We start from the raw sequence: 16,532 nt of genomic DNA, 5'->3' as shown, positions 1-16,532 counted from the left end.
AACTCTATATTTATAATAGCATTATATTTTTACAATATAGCTAATAGCATTTCAGACAAAAAACTACTTATTATAAAATTTTTCCCTTTTTTAACATTCTGATTAAAAATCTTGCAGGATGAGTAGCATGTAAAAAATCTTTTTCTATTTTTGGTTCATCAAAAATTAATGCACTAAGCATTCTAGCTCCAATAATAGCACTAGCAAAAGCCCTAGATCCATGAGCAATAGAAAAATATAAAGGAATGAAATCATTTGGTACTACTTGACTTTTATTTTTATGCCATAAAAGCGCCTTATAACTTTGCATATAAAAATTTTCATCATAGGCTTGACCTATTATGGCAAATCTATCACTAGAATATGATCTAAATCCTACTTTTCCACCCATAATTTCTAAATTTTCAACATGCAAAAAATCTTTTATATTCTCAATATTTTGCAAATCATCTTTTTTAGAAAGCGTTGTATCTTGATTAAATCTATCATAACTTGCACCAATAAGTTGCAAATTTAATTCTTCATTGATAGGACAAATATAGCCTTTTGAAGATAAAGCATGAGAATTTTTTAAAAATGGTTTTAAATGAGTACATTGACCTCTAACACTGCTTAATTTCATATGTTTATACTCTAAAAAATTCTTAACATCAGCACCTTGAGCATAAATTAACACATCATAATCTTTTAATGTTTTTTGATTATTAAATTGCAAAGAAAACTTTTCATTTTCATAAGAATAATCTTTAAATTCATGCTCAAAAAATACCCTAGCCTTACTTTTTTGCAAAAGCATTTTAACAAGCTCTTGGGGCTTTATACATGCTCCATCTTTTAAAAAGGCTTGATTGTTAATAATTTCAAATAAAACATTATCTTTTTGACTATCAAAACGCTCTTGCATAAGTTCATTATGAGCAAATTCATAAACCCCTTGTGGAATTAAATCTAAAATTTGTCTATAAAATCTACTTGCTTCTAAAAAAGCATATTGTGAAAACTCACCCAATAAAACATCAGGTTTTAAAATCAAAGAGCTTAAAATTCCATTGATATTTCCAGAAGCACCTTTTCCTAATGAATTTTCTTTTTCAAAAACATCTACTTGAACATTTCTTAAAGAAAGCTCATAAGCTATACTAGCTCCAGTTATACCTGCTCCGATGATGGCTATTTTTTGTATCTCTTTTTTTAAACTTGGAGTGTTAAAATAAGCAAATTTATCTTCAAACTCAAGGCCATTAAAAATAGCCTGTATCATTTCCCTTTTTCTAAAACCTTTGATTTTTTGTACTTGAAAATTATTATTAATTAAAGCTTTTTTTAAAATGCTTGCAGAGGAAAAGGTTAAAACCTTGGCATTTATTTTTGAATTTTTGGCAACTTTGTTTATAATATCCTCATCAAACATCTCTTGATTTTTAGCAGGAGCAAAACCATCTAAATACCAAACATCAGCTTTAAAGTCTAAATTTTGCAACTTTTCTTTAGCATCGCCAAATACCAAATCTAAAAAACAATCTTGAAAATAAAATCTATAAACTCCATCTTTACATGGGGGATAAAATTTTAAAAACTGCTCTAAAAGCTCTTTAAATTCCCCATAAAAACCAAGATTTTTATAAATTTCTCTTAATGTTTCTTTTTCTATATAAAAATTTTCAAAACTAAGATAAAATAGTCTTTGATTTTCTTTTTTTTCTTTTATAAAACGCTTTAAAGTGAGGAAAAAATTTAAACCTATACCAAAACCAAGCTCTGCAATGATAGTTTGTTTTGTTTGAAATTCAAAAACATTAGTGTAGATAAATTCACTCTCGCTTAAACCATCGCTAGAATTAAAATAATAATCATCAAAATCTAAAGAAAAAGGTGCATTGTTTTTAATGATAATATTTGCTTTTTTCATTGATTTTTATAAAAATAACTCTCTATGCCATTAGCAATACCAATAGCTAATAATTCTTGGAAATTTTTATTTGTTAATCTATTTCTTTCACTAGGATGACTAATATAACCTGTCTCAATCAATATAGCAGGCATTTGCGCACCCACTAAAACCCAAAAAGGAGCTTCTCTAACCCCACCATCCACAACTTTATATTTTTTTCTTACATTACTTAAAATCTTTTTTTGCACATCAATAGCTAATTTATTTGAAGCAACTATTTTTTCACGGTTTAAAAAATTTAAAAAGGTTTGTTTTGAAAAGAAATTCATCTCTTCAAAATCGGATTGATTTTCCAACTCAGCAGCTTTTTTACTTCTTTCGCTTCTTGCAGGCGATAAAAAGAAGGTTTCAATACCTTGTAAAGTTTTAGCTCTTTGTTTATTTGGAGCTGCATTTGCATGGATAGAAATAAATAAATCCGCCATTTTTTCATTAGCCATAGAGGTTCTATCTCTTAAGTTTATAAATTTATCTGTACTTCTAGTATAATAAATTCTATATCCACGTTTTTTAAGCTCATTACCAAGTTTTAAAGCCACGCTTAAAACTACATCTTTTTCTCTAACACCCTTATCACCCAAAGTACCTGGATCTTTACCTCCATGACCTGGGTCAATTACTATGATTTTACCTGATTTTTTAATGGTAGCTTTTGCGGTTTTTGAAGTAGTTTTTGTCGGTGCTTTCTTAACCTTTTTTTCAAAGCCTATAAATAATTCCTCATCATCTAAATCAAGATTAGTTTTAAAATCACTAGTAGAATTTAAAACAACTCTTACTGTAGTTTTATTAAACTGCACTATTGTAATGGATTGATTTTTATTGATATCGATTTTTTTTCTATCGCCTTCTAAAATAGCTTCAAAGCTTACAATAGAACGATATGTTTTACCATCTTTAAAAGAATTGATTTTAATATCTTCAATATCAATATCATTGTTTAATTTTAAATTAACACCATTTTTATCTTTACTTGATTTTAAAATATATAAAGGCTCATTTTTAACAACTTCTTTTTTTACTTCTGTTTTTTTAGCTTCTTCTTGTTTTTTAACTATAGGTTTGGGTTCTTCTTTTTTTTCTACTTTTTCAAGTCCCATAAAAAGACTTTGATCTTTAAGCTCTATTTTGATCTTTAATTCTTTTTTTGAACTTAAGACCAAACGCATACTTGTTGGGTTAAATTGCGATACGATAATATCAAAATCTTTAAATTCAAAAGTTCTCTTAGGCCCTTTTAAAATCCCATCAAAATCTGCAACATAACGAAAATTTTTATCACCTTTGAGAGTAAAGTTTTTAATGTCTTTTTGGCTGATTTTTTCACTTAAATCAAGTAAGATGCCATTATCTGATTTCTTTACATCAAGCACAAAAAGCTCTTTTTGCACCGGAGCTTTTTTATCTTCTTTTTTATCTTCTTTTTTATCTTCTTTTTTATCTTCTTTTTTATTAATAGGTGATGTGGTATTGGTTTCAATTTTTGTTTGTTCTTTTTTTATTTTTTGATCTTGTATAACTTTTAAAGCATTTTTTAAACGCGAAATTTCTTCTTCACTCACTCCACTTTCTTTAAGCTCTTGTACATAAGCTTTATCATCAAAGCCTAAAGAATTTGAACTTATGATTAATCTTTTTAAAATCTCATTTTTTTCTTCATTATTATCATTAATCACACTTTGTATATACAAAGATTTTAACTGCTGGTGTAATTGTAGTTTTTCTTCTGAATTAGAAGTTAAAAAATTTTGATCAAATTTCTTAACTTCTGCATTAGCAAAAACACTAAAACAAAATAATAAAAAAATAAAAAATATTCTAAGCATCTTCGCCATTAACTAATTTTTTCATTAGCTCTTCTACACTAATAAGCTTATCTAGTCTATATCCATTAGCCCCTGTAAAAAATAAGCCTGTTTCTTTTTTACCACTCCAAGCATCATATAATCTATCTGCTATACAATAACCCACCTTAGTAGCTTCCTTGCCTCTACCGCATGGTGCAACACAATTACTCACACAAGAAATTTTTGGCCCCATTCTTTTATCTACTAAATTTAAAAGGTTAGTTCTTACCCCTCTTGCAGGATAGCCAACTGGAGATTTTAAAAGCTCAATATCTTCTTTTTTACAATCTAGCAATACTTGTTTAAAATCATCACTCGCATCGCATTCAAAAGTTCCTATAAAGCGAGTTCCCATTTGAACGCCACTTGCCCCTAAAGACATCATTTTCTCTATATCTTGCTTATCCCAAATTCCACCTGCAGCGATTAATGGTATATCTCCCCAGTTTTTAATTTCTTGTGCAACTTGTGGTACTACATTTTCTAATTGATATTCATCCATTAAACATTGCTCATAAGTAAAACCTTGATGTCCACCACTTTTTGGTCCTTCAACTATAACTGCATCAGGCAAGCGATTATATCTACTTTGCCATCTTTTGCAGATAATTTTTAAAGCTTTAGCTGATGATACAATAGGCACCAAAGCAACATCAGGATAATCCTGTGTAAATTCAGGTAAATTTGTAGGAAGCCCTGCGCCTGAAACTATTACATTAAAACCAACTTCACAAGCATTGCGTGCAATTTGCGCATAATTATTACTTGCATATAAAATATTACAGCCTAAAGGTGCGTCTTTACAAACCTTTCTAGCATTATCTATCAAGGCTTTTAAACCTGCTTTTGAGTAAAAATTATCACTACCATAAGGCTTTGCATTAAACTCTTTATCTATGTGTATTCTATTTTCATAATATCCAGTTCCTACTGAAGAAATAATCCCTAATCCACCATTTAAAGAAACCGCAGAAGCAAGTTTGTCCCAACTTATACCAAGTCCCATACCACCTTGAAAAATAGGATATTTTATCTCATGCTTTCCAATTTTTAAAGCTTTAAAACTCATCATATTACCTTTAATTTTGCAAATTTTCTTTTTCCAACTTGTAAAATATATTCACCGTTTTCTAGTTGGTATTGTTCATCTTGAACTTTTTCTCCATTAACACTTACTGCATTAGAATTAATCAATCTTCTAGCTGCTGAAGTAGAGCTTTCCATTTTACACTCTACTATAGCTTTTGCTAGCCAAATACTACCTTCTAAGGCAAAACTTGGCATATCACTAGGAAGCTCTTTTGCACTATGAACTTTATCAAATTCTTCCTTAGCTTTTAAAGCACATTCGCTTGAGTGAAAACGTGCAGTAATTTCCAAAGCTAAATTTTCCTTAGCTTTTTTAGGATGTAATGAACCATTTTTAATATCATCTTTTATTTGTGAAATTTCATTTAAGCTTTTTTCACTTAAAAGCTCATAATATCTAAACATCAACTCATCACTTATACTTAAAACCTTAGCATACATATCTTTGGCATTTTCAGTCACACCAATATAATTTCCCAAGCTTTTACTCATTTTATTTACACCATCAAGGCCTTCAAGTAATGGCATCATCATCACCGCTTGCTCTTTTTGGCAATTATATACTCTTTGAAGCTGTCTACCCATTAAAAGATTAAACTTTTGATCCGTTCCACCCATTTCTATATCACTTTTTAATGCAACACTATCATAACCTTGCAAAAGTGGATATAAAAACTCACAAATTGATATAGGACTTTGCTCTTTAAAACGCTTGGTAAAATCATCTCTTTCAAGCATTCTAGCAACACTAAAAGTCGAAGTAAGTTCTACTATACCAGCAGCACCAAGTTCATTTAGCCATTTAGAATTAAAATGAATTTGAGTTTTACTTGGATCTAAAATCTTAAAAACTTGCTCTTCATAGGTTTTGGCATTTTTAAGTACTTCTTCTTTATCAAGCTTTTTTCTTGTAGCACTTTTTCCTGTTGGATCACCGATTTGAGCAGTAAAATCACCTATTAAAAACTGCACTATAGCTCCATGCTTTTGAAGCAAAGCCATCTTACTTAAAACTACAGTATGCCCCAAATGCAAATCAGCAGCTGTAGGATCAAAACCAGCCTTTACAAAAAAATTTTCACCTTTTTCATAGTAATTTTTTACCAAAGAAACTAATCTTTCCTCATCAATAATTTCTGCTATTCCTCGTTTAATTTCTTTAATAATTTCATTAATATCCATAAAAAACCTTTTTTTAGTGATTATTATACGCATCATTTAAAGATGTAAAATCTAAGATTTTATATCTAGCTTTTAATCTTTCTTTTGCATTTTCAACATCTACATTATTAGGTAACTCAACTTGTACTTCAAAATAATTTGCCACCACAGGCTCTGAATCAGCTGAATTGATACTTAAAACATTAATCTGCATTTTAGCTAAAGTAGTTAGAAAATCTGCTAAAGAACCTTTTTTATTTTCTATAGAAACGATGATTTTGTAACTTTTTATCGAGCTATCATTCCAAGAAACAAAAACCATTTCTTTATTATCTTCTATCATTTTCATTGCTTGCTCACAAAGCTTATGGTGTATCGTTGCTCCAGTTGAGTGTCTAAAAGCAATGATTTCATCCCCTCTTTTAGGCCTACAACAATAATCAAAATTAATCGTGGTTATTTTATAATTAGAACCAATTACTATACTTTCAAATTTTTGCTCATTTTGCTCAAATTTAGCTGCTTGATTTTGCCCTACATATTTTCTAAGAGCTATAATTACCTCTTTAAAATAATTAAAATCCAAGGCAATTTGTCTGAGCTTTTTATTAAAATTTTCTTTTTCAAGCCATTCTTCTATAAGCTTAGAATCTTTATTAAATACTGTAGATAAAAGATTTATAGCAATTTTATTATTTAATTCTTTTTTCTTTTGCTTACAAAAATCTCTTATACTAGCTCTAGCCTTTCCTGTTTTAACACTATCTATCCAAGAACATCTAAAAAATTCTTCCTCTGAAGTTTCAATGCTAACTATATCTCCATTTTTTAACACAGTTAAAAGTGGCACTCTCATACGATTAACAAAAGCAGTTTTTGCATGAAGCCCTACTTTAGTATGAACCTCATATGCAAAATCCAAAGCCGTGGCTCCACGCGGCAAAGTGAAAATCTCACCTTTTGGAGAATACACCGCTATATCTTCAATATATAAACTATCTTTTGCATATTCATAAAGCTCAATAGCATCACAATCTTGTATGTTATTTCCTTCTTCTTTACCGTGCATGGAAATATCTGCAAGCCAATCTAGATTTGGCGTTGTTATATTTCCTTCTTTGTATTTCCAATGTGCTGCCACGCCAAATTCAGCAGTCTTATGCATATCAAAGGTGCGAATTTGAGCTTCTATAATATTTTTTGCATCAAAAAGTGTTGTGTGTAAGGTTTGATAACCATTTTGTTTTGGCAAGGCTATATAGTCTTTAAATCTTGAGATTAAAGGATTAAAATGCGTATGTAAAATTCCTAAAGCCAAGTAACAATCATAAACTTTTTCTACCAAAATTCTTACACCTAAAAGATCTAAAACCTCATCAAGTCCTACACCTTTTCTTTGCATTTTCAAATAAATAGAATAATTATGTTTAATTCTTTTATGTATAACAAAACTGCCTTGCCTAAAACCATTCTCTAAAAATAACATTTCTATCTTTGAAATAAATTCATTAAATCCAAGTTGAATTTGTTGATCTTTTGCATTTATATAATTATCTATTTGTGCATACTCATCAGGTAGTAAAAATTTAAAACTTAAATCTTCAAGTAAATTTTTTATACTTGAAATTCCAAGTCTGTGAGCTATAGGTGCATATACTACCAAGGTTTCTTCGCTGATTCTTTTTTGTTTATCTTCTCTTAAAAAATTTAAAGTAAGCATATTGTGTAATCTATCGCAAAGTTTTATTACAAGCACACTCACATCTTCAACACCAGCTAAAAGCATATTTCTAAAAGTCAAAGCAGATTTTGCAAGTTTTTCATTAGAATTAGAGCGTGTAAGATGATCTTCTCTAATACTGACTATTTTAGTTAAACCTTGAACTAATTTGGTTACCTCTTCACCAAAATTTGCATTTAATTCCTCTTCGCTGCAATTTGTATCCTCTAAAACATCATGCAATAATGCAGCGATGATCATAGACTGTACAGGGCTTAAAAAAGCCACAAAAGAAGCCACTAATATAGGGTGAACCGCATATGGTTCCCCACTTTTTCTAAATTGTCCTTCGTGTTTTTGGATACAAAAATCTACTGCTTTTTCTAAAACAGCAGATTGTGGGAAGACCATAAAAAGGATTTCTTTTGCTCTTTGTAAATCCTTACAATTTTTAACATCATCAACAAGTTTATCTAACAACAACTCATCATTTACTAGCTTCAATAAATCCCTCTAAAACGATTTTATCTTCTGCTATTTCATGTAAAGCAATGTCGGTATATTTGTATTTATTTTTATCTAAATTTACTAAAGGTTCTGCACCATTTGCAAGCTCTTCAGCTCTTTTAGCTACTACAAGAGCTAGTTTATATCTATCATCTTTTAGTTTTTTTAATGCTTTTGCAGCTATTTGTTCTACTCTCATTTTTATCCTTAATCTTGATTTTTAACAATAGAGCATAAACTCATATCGCCTTGGATGATTTTTAATAAATTTCCTTCTTTAAACATATTACACACCACAATAGGTAAAGCATTATCTTTAGCTAAGGCTATTGCAGTATCATCCATAACTTTAATATTATCATGCAAAGCTCTTTCATAACTTAGCTCATTAAGCATAATTGCATCATCATATTTTTTAGGATCTTTATCATAAATCCCATCTACCTTAGTTGCTTTAATAATCATATCTGCTTGAATTTCTACCGCTCTTAAAGTCGCAGCAGTATCTGTAGTAAAATAAGGATTACCCGTACCACAAGCAAAAATAACTATACGTCCTTTTTCTAAGTGTCTATGTGCTCTTCTCATGATATAAGTTTCACAGAATGCTTCCATTTGAATAGCGCTTTGAACCCTTACATCAAGCCCAGCACTTTCTAATGCTTCTTGCATAGCTATAGAATTAATCACAGTAGCAAGCATACCCATATGATCACCACTTGTTCTTTTTATAAGTCCATCTCTTGCAGCAGATACCCCTCTAATGATATTTCCACCGCCTATTACTATACCTACTTCAACATTTTCATTAATCAAGCTTTTTATTTCAGAAGCTATGTATTTTAAAATAGAATTTTCTATACCAAACCCATTTTCTCCAGCCAAAGCTTCTCCAGAAAATTTAACCAATACTCTTTTTCTTTTATTGTTCATTAAATTTCTCCTTTGATTTGAAACTATATCAAAATTCGCATTAAAAAAAACTAATTTATTTAATCATCTCTAAAGGATTGATATGAAAATTCTTTTGCGTTACTTCAAAAGTTAAATCACTTTCAACCCTACCTATAATATAACCTTTTTTGATATTTCTACCCACTTTAACACCAGGTGCAATTTTATCTAAATGCGCATAAATAGTATGTATACCATCTTTATTTTCAACAATCACAACTTGTTTTAAAGTTGGAGTTGCTTTTGCAAAAACTACTTTACCATCTAAGACATTTCTTACTGCAGCATTAGCACTGTCGCTTTTTAAAACCACATTTTCATTATAAATTTTAATATTATAAATAGGATCAATATAATTTCCAAATTTTTGCTTTACCGTGTAAGATTCTAAAGGAGCGATTGTCTTAGGACCGCTATAGCGCTTAACACTGCTTGTTTGATAACTTGAGCCTACTTGTTTAACATTTGAGCTTGGTTTTTTGTCTTCTTTTTTTTGTGCTAATTTTTCTTCTTCTTTTTCTTTGATAATTTTTAATTTATTAAGTGTTTTTCTTAATTCTTGTTGTTGGGCTTGTAAATTAGAAAGTTTTCTAGTATAAATTTCTTTATCTGTTTTTTGCTTAGCTATTTCTTGTTCTTGCTTTTTTCTAAGATTTTTAAGCTCATCGATTTGATCTTTATAGGCTTTTAAATTATTATTAATTGTAGTAATTTGAGTTTGCTTTTCTTCTATTTTTTTACTTATATTTTCATAATCTTTTGAAATTTGATAAAATTCTTCTTTGAAAATTTTATCCAAAACCCCAACTAATTCTAAAGCTATGATACTATCTTCACTTTCAATATAATTTTTAGGAATTGCCAAATCATAAGCAAAATCTTTAGCAATTAAATCAATTATTTTTCCTTCGATTTTGTTTTTATTTTGCAAAAGATCTTTATTTTGCGCATTGAGTTGCTCTAGCGCTTTTATTTGAGTTTTTACTGAACTTTCAAGTTTAGAAGTTTTCGAAGTTAAAGTGCTAATTTCTGAAGCGATTTTTTTTAGATTTTTTTCATTATCTAAAATTTCACTTGCTAAATCCTCTAACTTTTTAGAAAGTTGCTTTACTATACGTTCATTTTCTTTAATATCTTTTTGTTTTTGTGCAATTTCATTTGCAAATAAAACAGAAAAAGAAAACAAAAAAAGCAAAAAGCATTTTTTCATTTTCTAACCTTAAACATTACAAAATTCACACAAGCAAAACAAACACAAAGCATTGCTAAAAAAATCAAAAACAAATGTGTGAAAATACTTATTTTAGGTAAGCTAATGTCCACACTTTGTAAGGCTAGTTTAATGGATTCAAGATCATAAACTTGGGTAAAAAATAATACAAGCAACAAAAATGCTATAAAACAATCAATAAAAACAATCTTATAAAGCATAAAAGATCTAAACCAAAACGGCGCCCCAAGCAAACACATGATTTCAACTCTTTGAGTATGCTCAAAAAGCCAAATTTTCATTTGCTTAAGCAATAATACAAAACTAAGCAATATTATAATAAACAAGAAAAACCATAATAAAAATTTCACCAAAACCAAAAGTTTGTAAATTTTTGTATGCGTTTTTGCAAAAGTCTCCACTCTAGTAATATTAGGATTTTTTAAAAGCTTATCTTTTAAAGTATTTAGCTCATCTTCTGATAAAAGTTTATTGAGTTTTAAAGTATAAAATTTTGGCAATGTAGCCTTTAAAACTTCTATATTTTTAGCTGATATATCATTTTTAAGTCTATCTATCATTTCATTTGGATTTAAAATTTCTAAAGACTGAAAATGATTTACTTGATCCTCTATGCTTTTTTTATCCAAATGAGTTTTACCTACTAAAATAATATTATAATCTTTATTTAAAAGTTTTTCATAATGCTCTATAGTTTTGTTTGTAATGATTAAAAACTCAAAAGCAAACATCATTACCATTAAAGCAAATATCAAAGAAAGATGATTTTTAAATGATTTCATTCATTCTCCCATTTTCTATATTAAAACGACGATAATCAAGTCTTAAATTAGTAGGAATTCTATGCGTAACAACAACTACACAAGTTCCAAGTATTTCTCTAGCTGATTTTAATAAAGTCCATATAATATCTGAAGAATACTCATCCAAATTTCCCGTTGGTTCATCACATAAGAGTAATTTTGGATTATGTGCTAAAGCTCTTGCCATAGCCACGCGTTGTTGCTCTCCACCTGAAAGCTGAGCTGGCTTCTTATCAGCTTTGAAAGTTAAATTTACATGCTTTAAAAGCTTTGCGGCTTGTTCTTTGCATACATTCTTACTATAACCTTTAATCATCAAAGGTAGCATTACATTTTTCTCTACGCTAAATTCTTGAACTAAACGATAGTCTTGAAAAATAATTCCTATTTTTTGCCTAAGCTGTAAAAGCTCAGCATTAGAAATATCCACTAAATCATTATTACAAACTTTTAAATTCCCACTTATTGGCTCTAAATCTCCATAAAAAGATTTTAACAAAGTTGACTTTCCACTACCACTTTTTCCTGTAATAAAAACAAAATCATTATCTTTTAGCGAAAAACTGGCATTTTCTATAACAAGTTCATCATAACCAAGACAAAGCTTTTTAGCTTCTATCATCACTGCTTTTCCTTATTTATTTTATAAATGATTATTTGATATAAGAATACAATATTTCTCTTAATTTTTCTATAGCTTTTAAATTTTCTTTAGTTCTAAAAGGCTGTTCAAAAATAAATTCTATCTTTTGTGTGTTTAAAGCTATATAAACATGCTCGGGCTTATAAAAAGCACCAAAAGCTATTTTAATGATAAGCTCATCATCTTTAATGTACATTTTTTCAAAATGCAAGAAAAAATCCTCACCTTTAAAAACTTCATTTTTAAAATTCTTTTTTATACAAGCTAATTCTTCTGCGTTTAATCTTAAATCTTCAATGACAAATTTTTGATCCTTGCTTAAACTTTCACTCTTGCTAAAACCACTAATGATTAAATCATATATATCTTTATTTTGTCTTTTCCAGCGATCTTCGTATTTGCTTGAAATTTCTAAATTTTCATTTTTTTTGATTAAAGCTTTTAAATGCGAAAAAGTTAAAAAAGTTTCTAAAGTAAAATCAAAATACGAAAAACTATCTGTTCTAAGTTCAAATTGCCCATTTTCTTTTAAAACCCTAGCGCATTCATTTGCAAAATTTAACCCGACTACCCTACGATGAGGCTTTTTATCCCAAGGAACAGGAAAATGCAAAAAGATTTTATCTATCAAGTTAGACTCAAGTACGCTTAATAATAATCTTGCATCAGTTTCTATTAATAAAACATTATTTAAGTTTTCGCTTAAGGCAAGTTTAGCTACTTGCTCCAACGCAGGGGTGTAAATTTCTATACCTATAATCAAAACATCAGGATTTGATCTTGCTTGATAAAGCAAATGCCTACCACTTCCAAAACCTATTTCAATAAAAATTTGCTTTTTGTTTTTTATTTGCTCTAGTAATTCTTTTAAATCATTAGCGATTAAAGGGGTTTTTTGGATTAACCTTGTATGTTTTAATGCTACAGCTTCACAAACTACATCTTGAGTGAAATTTTCTTTAAACACAAGTAAGGTTTTTTGCAAATATCCAATTTGCGAAGGCTTAGTGTGTTTTTCACCTTTAATAAGCCATTCTTGTTTTTTTTTATCTTTTTTAATCTGCAAAAAAAAGTTTTCTTGCTTTATGCGCGTAAAAAGCAAGTCTACATTTTCACCTTTAGCAAGCCATAAAAATTCAACCCCATCTTTTTCAAAAGGAAGTTGAATTTCTTTTAGAATTTTACACTTAAAATTTGGCATTATTTCACCGCTGTAAATTTATCAGAAGCTTTTGATTCTATACCATTTGCATCAATTGCTATAACCTCATAACTATATACTTTTCCAGGAACAGCCGTGATGTCTTTTAATTGTTTAGATTTAATCTCTTTAAACACAGCATTACTTCCACCACCGCTTCTTTTAACTATATACTCTTTAGCTCTATCATCATTATCAACCCATTCAACTCTAATACCATCATCTTCAACAGCACATAAAATAATACTTGGTGCTAATGGTGCCCCTAAGGTAATACCTTCTACAGGCTCACTTGCTATAGGACTTTCCAAGCCATCTTTATCGACCATACTCACTTTATAATATCTTTTTTCAGCCACGCCTTTAACCACATCTTCATAAGTATTTTCAGAAGTTTTAGCTACCACGCTAAAAGGTAAAAAGGTAGTTGAACTAGAATAAATTTTATAATAAGCAAAATCAGCATAATCAATTTTATCCCAAGTTAAAATGATTTTTCTTGGCGCGTCTTTACTTGCTTGTAAATTACTTACCATAGGAGGAAGTGCTTTGGTGGTTGATTCTACTATTTTACTTGGAGTACTTTTAATACCATCATAAGTTAAAGCTATGATTCTATATTGAAAACTCTCATCAGGCTTTAGTGAATCATCTATATATTCAGCACTTAAGCGATTTTTAACCCTAGTTAATTCTTTAAATTTCATATCTTTCATATTTGCACGCTCAATGATATATGAATTTACTCTTACATCAGGGTGTGGTCTCCAAACTATTTTTACACGATTTGGCAAACCCACAATAGCTTGCACAAAAGGCACTGGATCAATCACTCTATTGGTAAAAGCTTCTATGCTTACACCATCTTGAGAAACTTGTCCAAGCTCATTAAAAGTTTTCATAGAATAATAATATCTTGTATTTGGCTCTAAATTTGTATCAGTATAATGAGTTTGAAATTTATTTTTAATTTTTGCTATAAGCTCCATAGGTGCACCAGCTGCATTTGCTCTATAAATGTAATAGCCTGCTATATTTTGATCATACAAAGGTTCCCATTCAAAAGCTATGCTTGTAATATCACTTATACTTTTAATATTTGAAATTTTTGGTAAAGTATCATTTACTTGAGCAATTTGAGGCGAACTCATAGTTGTACTACAAGCACTAAAAGCCAAAGCAGAACTTAAGATAATCCAGTGAAGTTTTTTCATCTATCTCTCCTTGTGTAAAATTTTCTTTTAAAATTTGATAAAAATCATCAAACATAGGAGCTTTTATAAACATTAACTCTTTAGTCCTAGGATGAATAAAATAAATCAAATACGCATGAAGCATTACTCTATTATACTTTATTTTTCCTTTATATCCGTATAATTCATCTCCTAAAATATAGCGATTAAAATCTGCCAAATGCACCCTGATTTGATGGGTTCTTCCTGTATATAATTTAGCAGCTATTAAAGAGCAGTTTTTAGCACTTAATAAATTTATAAAATCTGTTTTTGCATTTTTTGCTAAATAATTTTTAGTATTTGTAGTAATTTTTTTAAGCCTATTATTAGGACAACGCATAATGGCTTTTTCATTACTCATTTTATCATTTTTCAAAGGCAAGTCACTCAAAGCAAGATAAAATCTTCCCATACTTTTATCTAAAAGCTGATTTGCTAAAAATTGATGTGCTTGATTGTTTTTAGCTATGATGATAGCTCCGCTTGTGCCTTTATCAAGTCTATGCACAAGTCCCGCTCTATGCTCTCCATTTAAATTTGATAAAGCATAACCCTTATGTAAAAGCCAATCCACCAAAGTCGCTTCTTTAACACTACTTGCACCATGCACGACAACATTAGGAGCTTTGTTTAAAACTAAAACATCATCATCTTCATATAAAATTTCTATGTCAAACTCAGGCGTGTAACTTTCTTTGGCTTCTTTTACTAAAGGTAAAAAAATGCTTATTTCATCTTTTTGTTTTATTTTTTTAGAACTTTTATTTTCTAATTTTTCATTAATATATATGCAGTTTTCTTTGATAAGTTTAGTAACTTGCGAACGACTTTGTTTAAGTATATCTGATAAAAAAATATCCAATCTTTCTTCACAAAGCGATGAAATTTTTAGCATATTATATTTCCTTGTGATAAAATTTGCAATTTTAGCATATAATTACACAATATTTTGTAAAAAAGGTTAGCTTTGATAAAACTTGATAGAAGAATTCTAACGCATTTTGATTTTGTTCAACCTCTTTTAGTGTTGCCTATCATAGCTATATCTTTTCTTTTAATTTATGAAGCAAACACACGCTTAGCCGAAAAACAATTTATCTATACTTTAGTGGGTTTTGCAGGATTTGCATTTTTTTTCTTTTTACCTTTAAGAAGATTAATGTGGCTTATACCTGTGTTATATTGGATCAATATAGCTTTACTTTTGAGCGTAGATATTTTTGGTGTTGAAAAACTTGGAGCTAGAAGATGGCTTGAGATACCTTTTACGCATTTTACCATACAACCTTCTGAAATTTTCAAACCCTCTTTTATTTTAATGCTAGCTTATTTGATTTATCAAAACCCGCCACCTCATAATGGCTATGGTTTAAAACAATTTTTAAAGCTAAGTTTTTATATTTTACTTCCATTTTTACTTATAGCAGGAGAACCTGATTTAGGAACAGCTTTAGTACTTTTAATAGTGGGCTTTGGAACGCTTTTTATCATAGGAGTAAATTATAAAATTTGGCTTAGTATTTTTTTAGCTATAGCTATAGCTTCGCCTATTATTTATAGTGATTTTTTAAAACCTTATCAAAAACAAAGAATTCATGATTTCTTAGCTGAAGAGCCAAGTTACCATGTAAAACAATCCATCATTGCAATAGGAAGTGGTGGTTTGAGCGGAAAAAAGGCTGATGAAGCCACACAAACACATTTTAAATTTTTACCTATTTCTACGAGTGATTTTATCTTTGCATATTTGTCTGAAAGATTTGGTTTTATCGGTGCGGTTGTAATCATATTACTTTATACCTTACTCATTTTTCATTTATTGAGTTTAAATTATAAGCTCAAAGATGATTATTTTACAAGAGTAGTAACAAATTGCATTGCTTTATTTATTTTCATATATGTAGCAGTAAATATATCGATGACCATAGGTTTTGCTCCTGTTGTTGGTATACCTATGCCATTTTTTAGTCATGGGGGAAGTTCTTTTGCTACCTTTATGATTTTCTTTGGAATTTTACAAAATTTAATAACTTTTAGATATTTAGCAATAGAAAAAGCGGTAAAAATAAAATTCTAAATTTAAATTAAGGAAATAAAGATATAATAACATTTCTATTTTAACTTCTGGCGGATTTATAGCTCAGTTGGTTAGAGCAACCGGCTCATAACCGGTTGGTCGCAGGTTCGAGT

At 29.3% G+C, this 16,532-nt stretch carries 14 protein-coding genes; 1 reads left to right on the top strand and 13 read right to left on the bottom strand.

Annotated elements, in window-relative coordinates:
- Positions 1-70: 70 nt before the first annotated feature.
- The 13 genes from mnmC to CAMP5082_RS06035 are packed head-to-tail and all read right to left on the bottom strand — an operon-like array spanning position 71 to position 15,237.
- Positions 71-1,909, bottom strand: coding sequence for a bifunctional tRNA (5-methylaminomethyl-2-thiouridine)(34)-methyltransferase MnmD/FAD-dependent 5-carboxymethylaminomethyl-2-thiouridine(34) oxidoreductase MnmC (gene mnmC / locus CAMP5082_RS06095; RefSeq protein WP_337206205.1), 1,839 nt, complete (start codon positions 1,907-1,909; stop codon positions 71-73).
- Complete coding sequence (locus tag CAMP5082_RS06090; RefSeq protein WP_337206204.1) at positions 1,906-3,786, bottom strand: N-acetylmuramoyl-L-alanine amidase; 1,881 nt, start codon at positions 3,784-3,786, stop codon at positions 1,906-1,908. The genes mnmC and CAMP5082_RS06090 overlap by 4 nt, the downstream gene beginning before the upstream one ends.
- Positions 3,770-4,867: a nitronate monooxygenase gene (locus CAMP5082_RS06085; protein WP_214126380.1), complete on the bottom strand. Its 1,098-nt coding sequence runs from the start codon at positions 4,865-4,867 to the stop codon at positions 3,770-3,772. Before CAMP5082_RS06085 ends, CAMP5082_RS06090 begins: the two co-directional genes overlap by 17 nt.
- Positions 4,867-6,069: a tyrosine--tRNA ligase gene (tyrS, locus tag CAMP5082_RS06080; protein ID WP_337206203.1), complete on the bottom strand. Its 1,203-nt coding sequence runs from the start codon at positions 6,067-6,069 to the stop codon at positions 4,867-4,869. The genes CAMP5082_RS06085 and tyrS overlap by 1 nt, the downstream gene beginning before the upstream one ends.
- Before the next feature lie 13 nt (positions 6,070-6,082).
- Positions 6,083-8,272: a RelA/SpoT family protein gene (locus CAMP5082_RS06075; RefSeq protein WP_337206202.1), complete on the bottom strand. Its 2,190-nt coding sequence runs from the start codon at positions 8,270-8,272 to the stop codon at positions 6,083-6,085.
- Complete coding sequence (locus CAMP5082_RS06070) at positions 8,256-8,474, bottom strand: DNA-directed RNA polymerase subunit omega (protein ID WP_039618002.1); 219 nt, start codon at positions 8,472-8,474, stop codon at positions 8,256-8,258. Before CAMP5082_RS06070 ends, CAMP5082_RS06075 begins: the two co-directional genes overlap by 17 nt.
- Before the next feature lie 8 nt (positions 8,475-8,482).
- Entirely contained in the window at positions 8,483-9,208 is a 726-nt protein-coding gene (gene pyrH / locus CAMP5082_RS06065) for a UMP kinase (protein ID WP_039628219.1), read from the bottom strand.
- A 55-nt stretch (positions 9,209-9,263) separates the two neighbouring features.
- Positions 9,264-10,439: a murein hydrolase activator EnvC family protein gene (locus CAMP5082_RS06060; protein WP_263682970.1), complete on the bottom strand. Its 1,176-nt coding sequence runs from the start codon at positions 10,437-10,439 to the stop codon at positions 9,264-9,266.
- Complete coding sequence (locus CAMP5082_RS06055; protein ID WP_257397063.1) at positions 10,436-11,242, bottom strand: ABC transporter permease; 807 nt, start codon at positions 11,240-11,242, stop codon at positions 10,436-10,438. The genes CAMP5082_RS06060 and CAMP5082_RS06055 overlap by 4 nt, the downstream gene beginning before the upstream one ends.
- Positions 11,229-11,885: a cell division ATP-binding protein FtsE gene (locus CAMP5082_RS06050; RefSeq protein WP_263725288.1), complete on the bottom strand. Its 657-nt coding sequence runs from the start codon at positions 11,883-11,885 to the stop codon at positions 11,229-11,231. Before CAMP5082_RS06050 ends, CAMP5082_RS06055 begins: the two co-directional genes overlap by 14 nt.
- A 31-nt stretch (positions 11,886-11,916) precedes the next feature.
- Positions 11,917-13,107, bottom strand: coding sequence for a tRNA (guanosine(46)-N7)-methyltransferase TrmB (gene trmB / locus CAMP5082_RS06045; protein WP_337206201.1), 1,191 nt, complete (start codon positions 13,105-13,107; stop codon positions 11,917-11,919).
- Positions 13,107-14,321, bottom strand: a complete 1,215-nt coding sequence (locus CAMP5082_RS06040; RefSeq protein WP_214126385.1) for a fibronectin type III domain-containing protein — start codon at positions 14,319-14,321, stop codon at positions 13,107-13,109. Before CAMP5082_RS06040 ends, trmB begins: the two co-directional genes overlap by 1 nt.
- Positions 14,275-15,237 (bottom strand): RluA family pseudouridine synthase, encoded by a 963-nt coding sequence (locus tag CAMP5082_RS06035; RefSeq protein WP_263707358.1) that lies wholly within the window; start codon positions 15,235-15,237, stop codon positions 14,275-14,277. The genes CAMP5082_RS06040 and CAMP5082_RS06035 overlap by 47 nt, the downstream gene beginning before the upstream one ends.
- A gap of 72 nt (positions 15,238-15,309) precedes the next feature.
- On the opposite strand from CAMP5082_RS06035, the gene CAMP5082_RS06030 reads away from it, so the two are divergent.
- Entirely contained in the window at positions 15,310-16,419 is a 1,110-nt protein-coding gene (locus CAMP5082_RS06030; RefSeq protein ID WP_214118031.1) for an FtsW/RodA/SpoVE family cell cycle protein, read from the top strand.
- Positions 16,420-16,532 lie beyond the last annotated feature (113 nt).

It is taken from the genome of Campylobacter sp. LMG 17559, assembly GCF_024723605.1.
Taxonomy (GTDB): Bacteria; Campylobacterota; Campylobacteria; order Campylobacterales; family Campylobacteraceae; genus Campylobacter_D.
Note: the sequence above shows the minus strand (reverse complement) of the source record. Positions and strands in the feature narration are given on the sequence as shown.

Coding starts and splice junctions, on each gene's coding strand:
- mnmC (WP_337206205.1), bottom strand. CDS start 1,909: ATGAAAAAAGCAAATATTATCATTAAAAACAATGCACCTTTTTCTTTA.
- CAMP5082_RS06090 (WP_337206204.1), bottom strand. CDS start 3,786: ATGGCGAAGATGCTTAGAATATTTTTTATTTTTTTATTATTTTGTTTT.
- CAMP5082_RS06085 (WP_214126380.1), bottom strand. CDS start 4,867: ATGAGTTTTAAAGCTTTAAAAATTGGAAAGCATGAGATAAAATATCCT.
- tyrS (WP_337206203.1), bottom strand. CDS start 6,069: ATGGATATTAATGAAATTATTAAAGAAATTAAACGAGGAATAGCAGAA.
- CAMP5082_RS06070 (WP_039618002.1), bottom strand. CDS start 8,474: ATGAGAGTAGAACAAATAGCTGCAAAAGCATTAAAAAAACTAAAAGAT.
- pyrH (WP_039628219.1), bottom strand. CDS start 9,208: ATGAACAATAAAAGAAAAAGAGTATTGGTTAAATTTTCTGGAGAAGCT.
- CAMP5082_RS06060 (WP_263682970.1), bottom strand. CDS start 10,439: ATGAAAAAATGCTTTTTGCTTTTTTTGTTTTCTTTTTCTGTTTTATTT.
- CAMP5082_RS06055 (WP_257397063.1), bottom strand. CDS start 11,242: ATGAAATCATTTAAAAATCATCTTTCTTTGATATTTGCTTTAATGGTA.
- CAMP5082_RS06050 (WP_263725288.1), bottom strand. CDS start 11,885: ATGATAGAAGCTAAAAAGCTTTGTCTTGGTTATGATGAACTTGTTATA.
- trmB (WP_337206201.1), bottom strand. CDS start 13,107: ATGCCAAATTTTAAGTGTAAAATTCTAAAAGAAATTCAACTTCCTTTT.
- CAMP5082_RS06040 (WP_214126385.1), bottom strand. CDS start 14,321: ATGAAAAAACTTCACTGGATTATCTTAAGTTCTGCTTTGGCTTTTAGT.
- CAMP5082_RS06035 (WP_263707358.1), bottom strand. CDS start 15,237: ATGCTAAAAATTTCATCGCTTTGTGAAGAAAGATTGGATATTTTTTTA.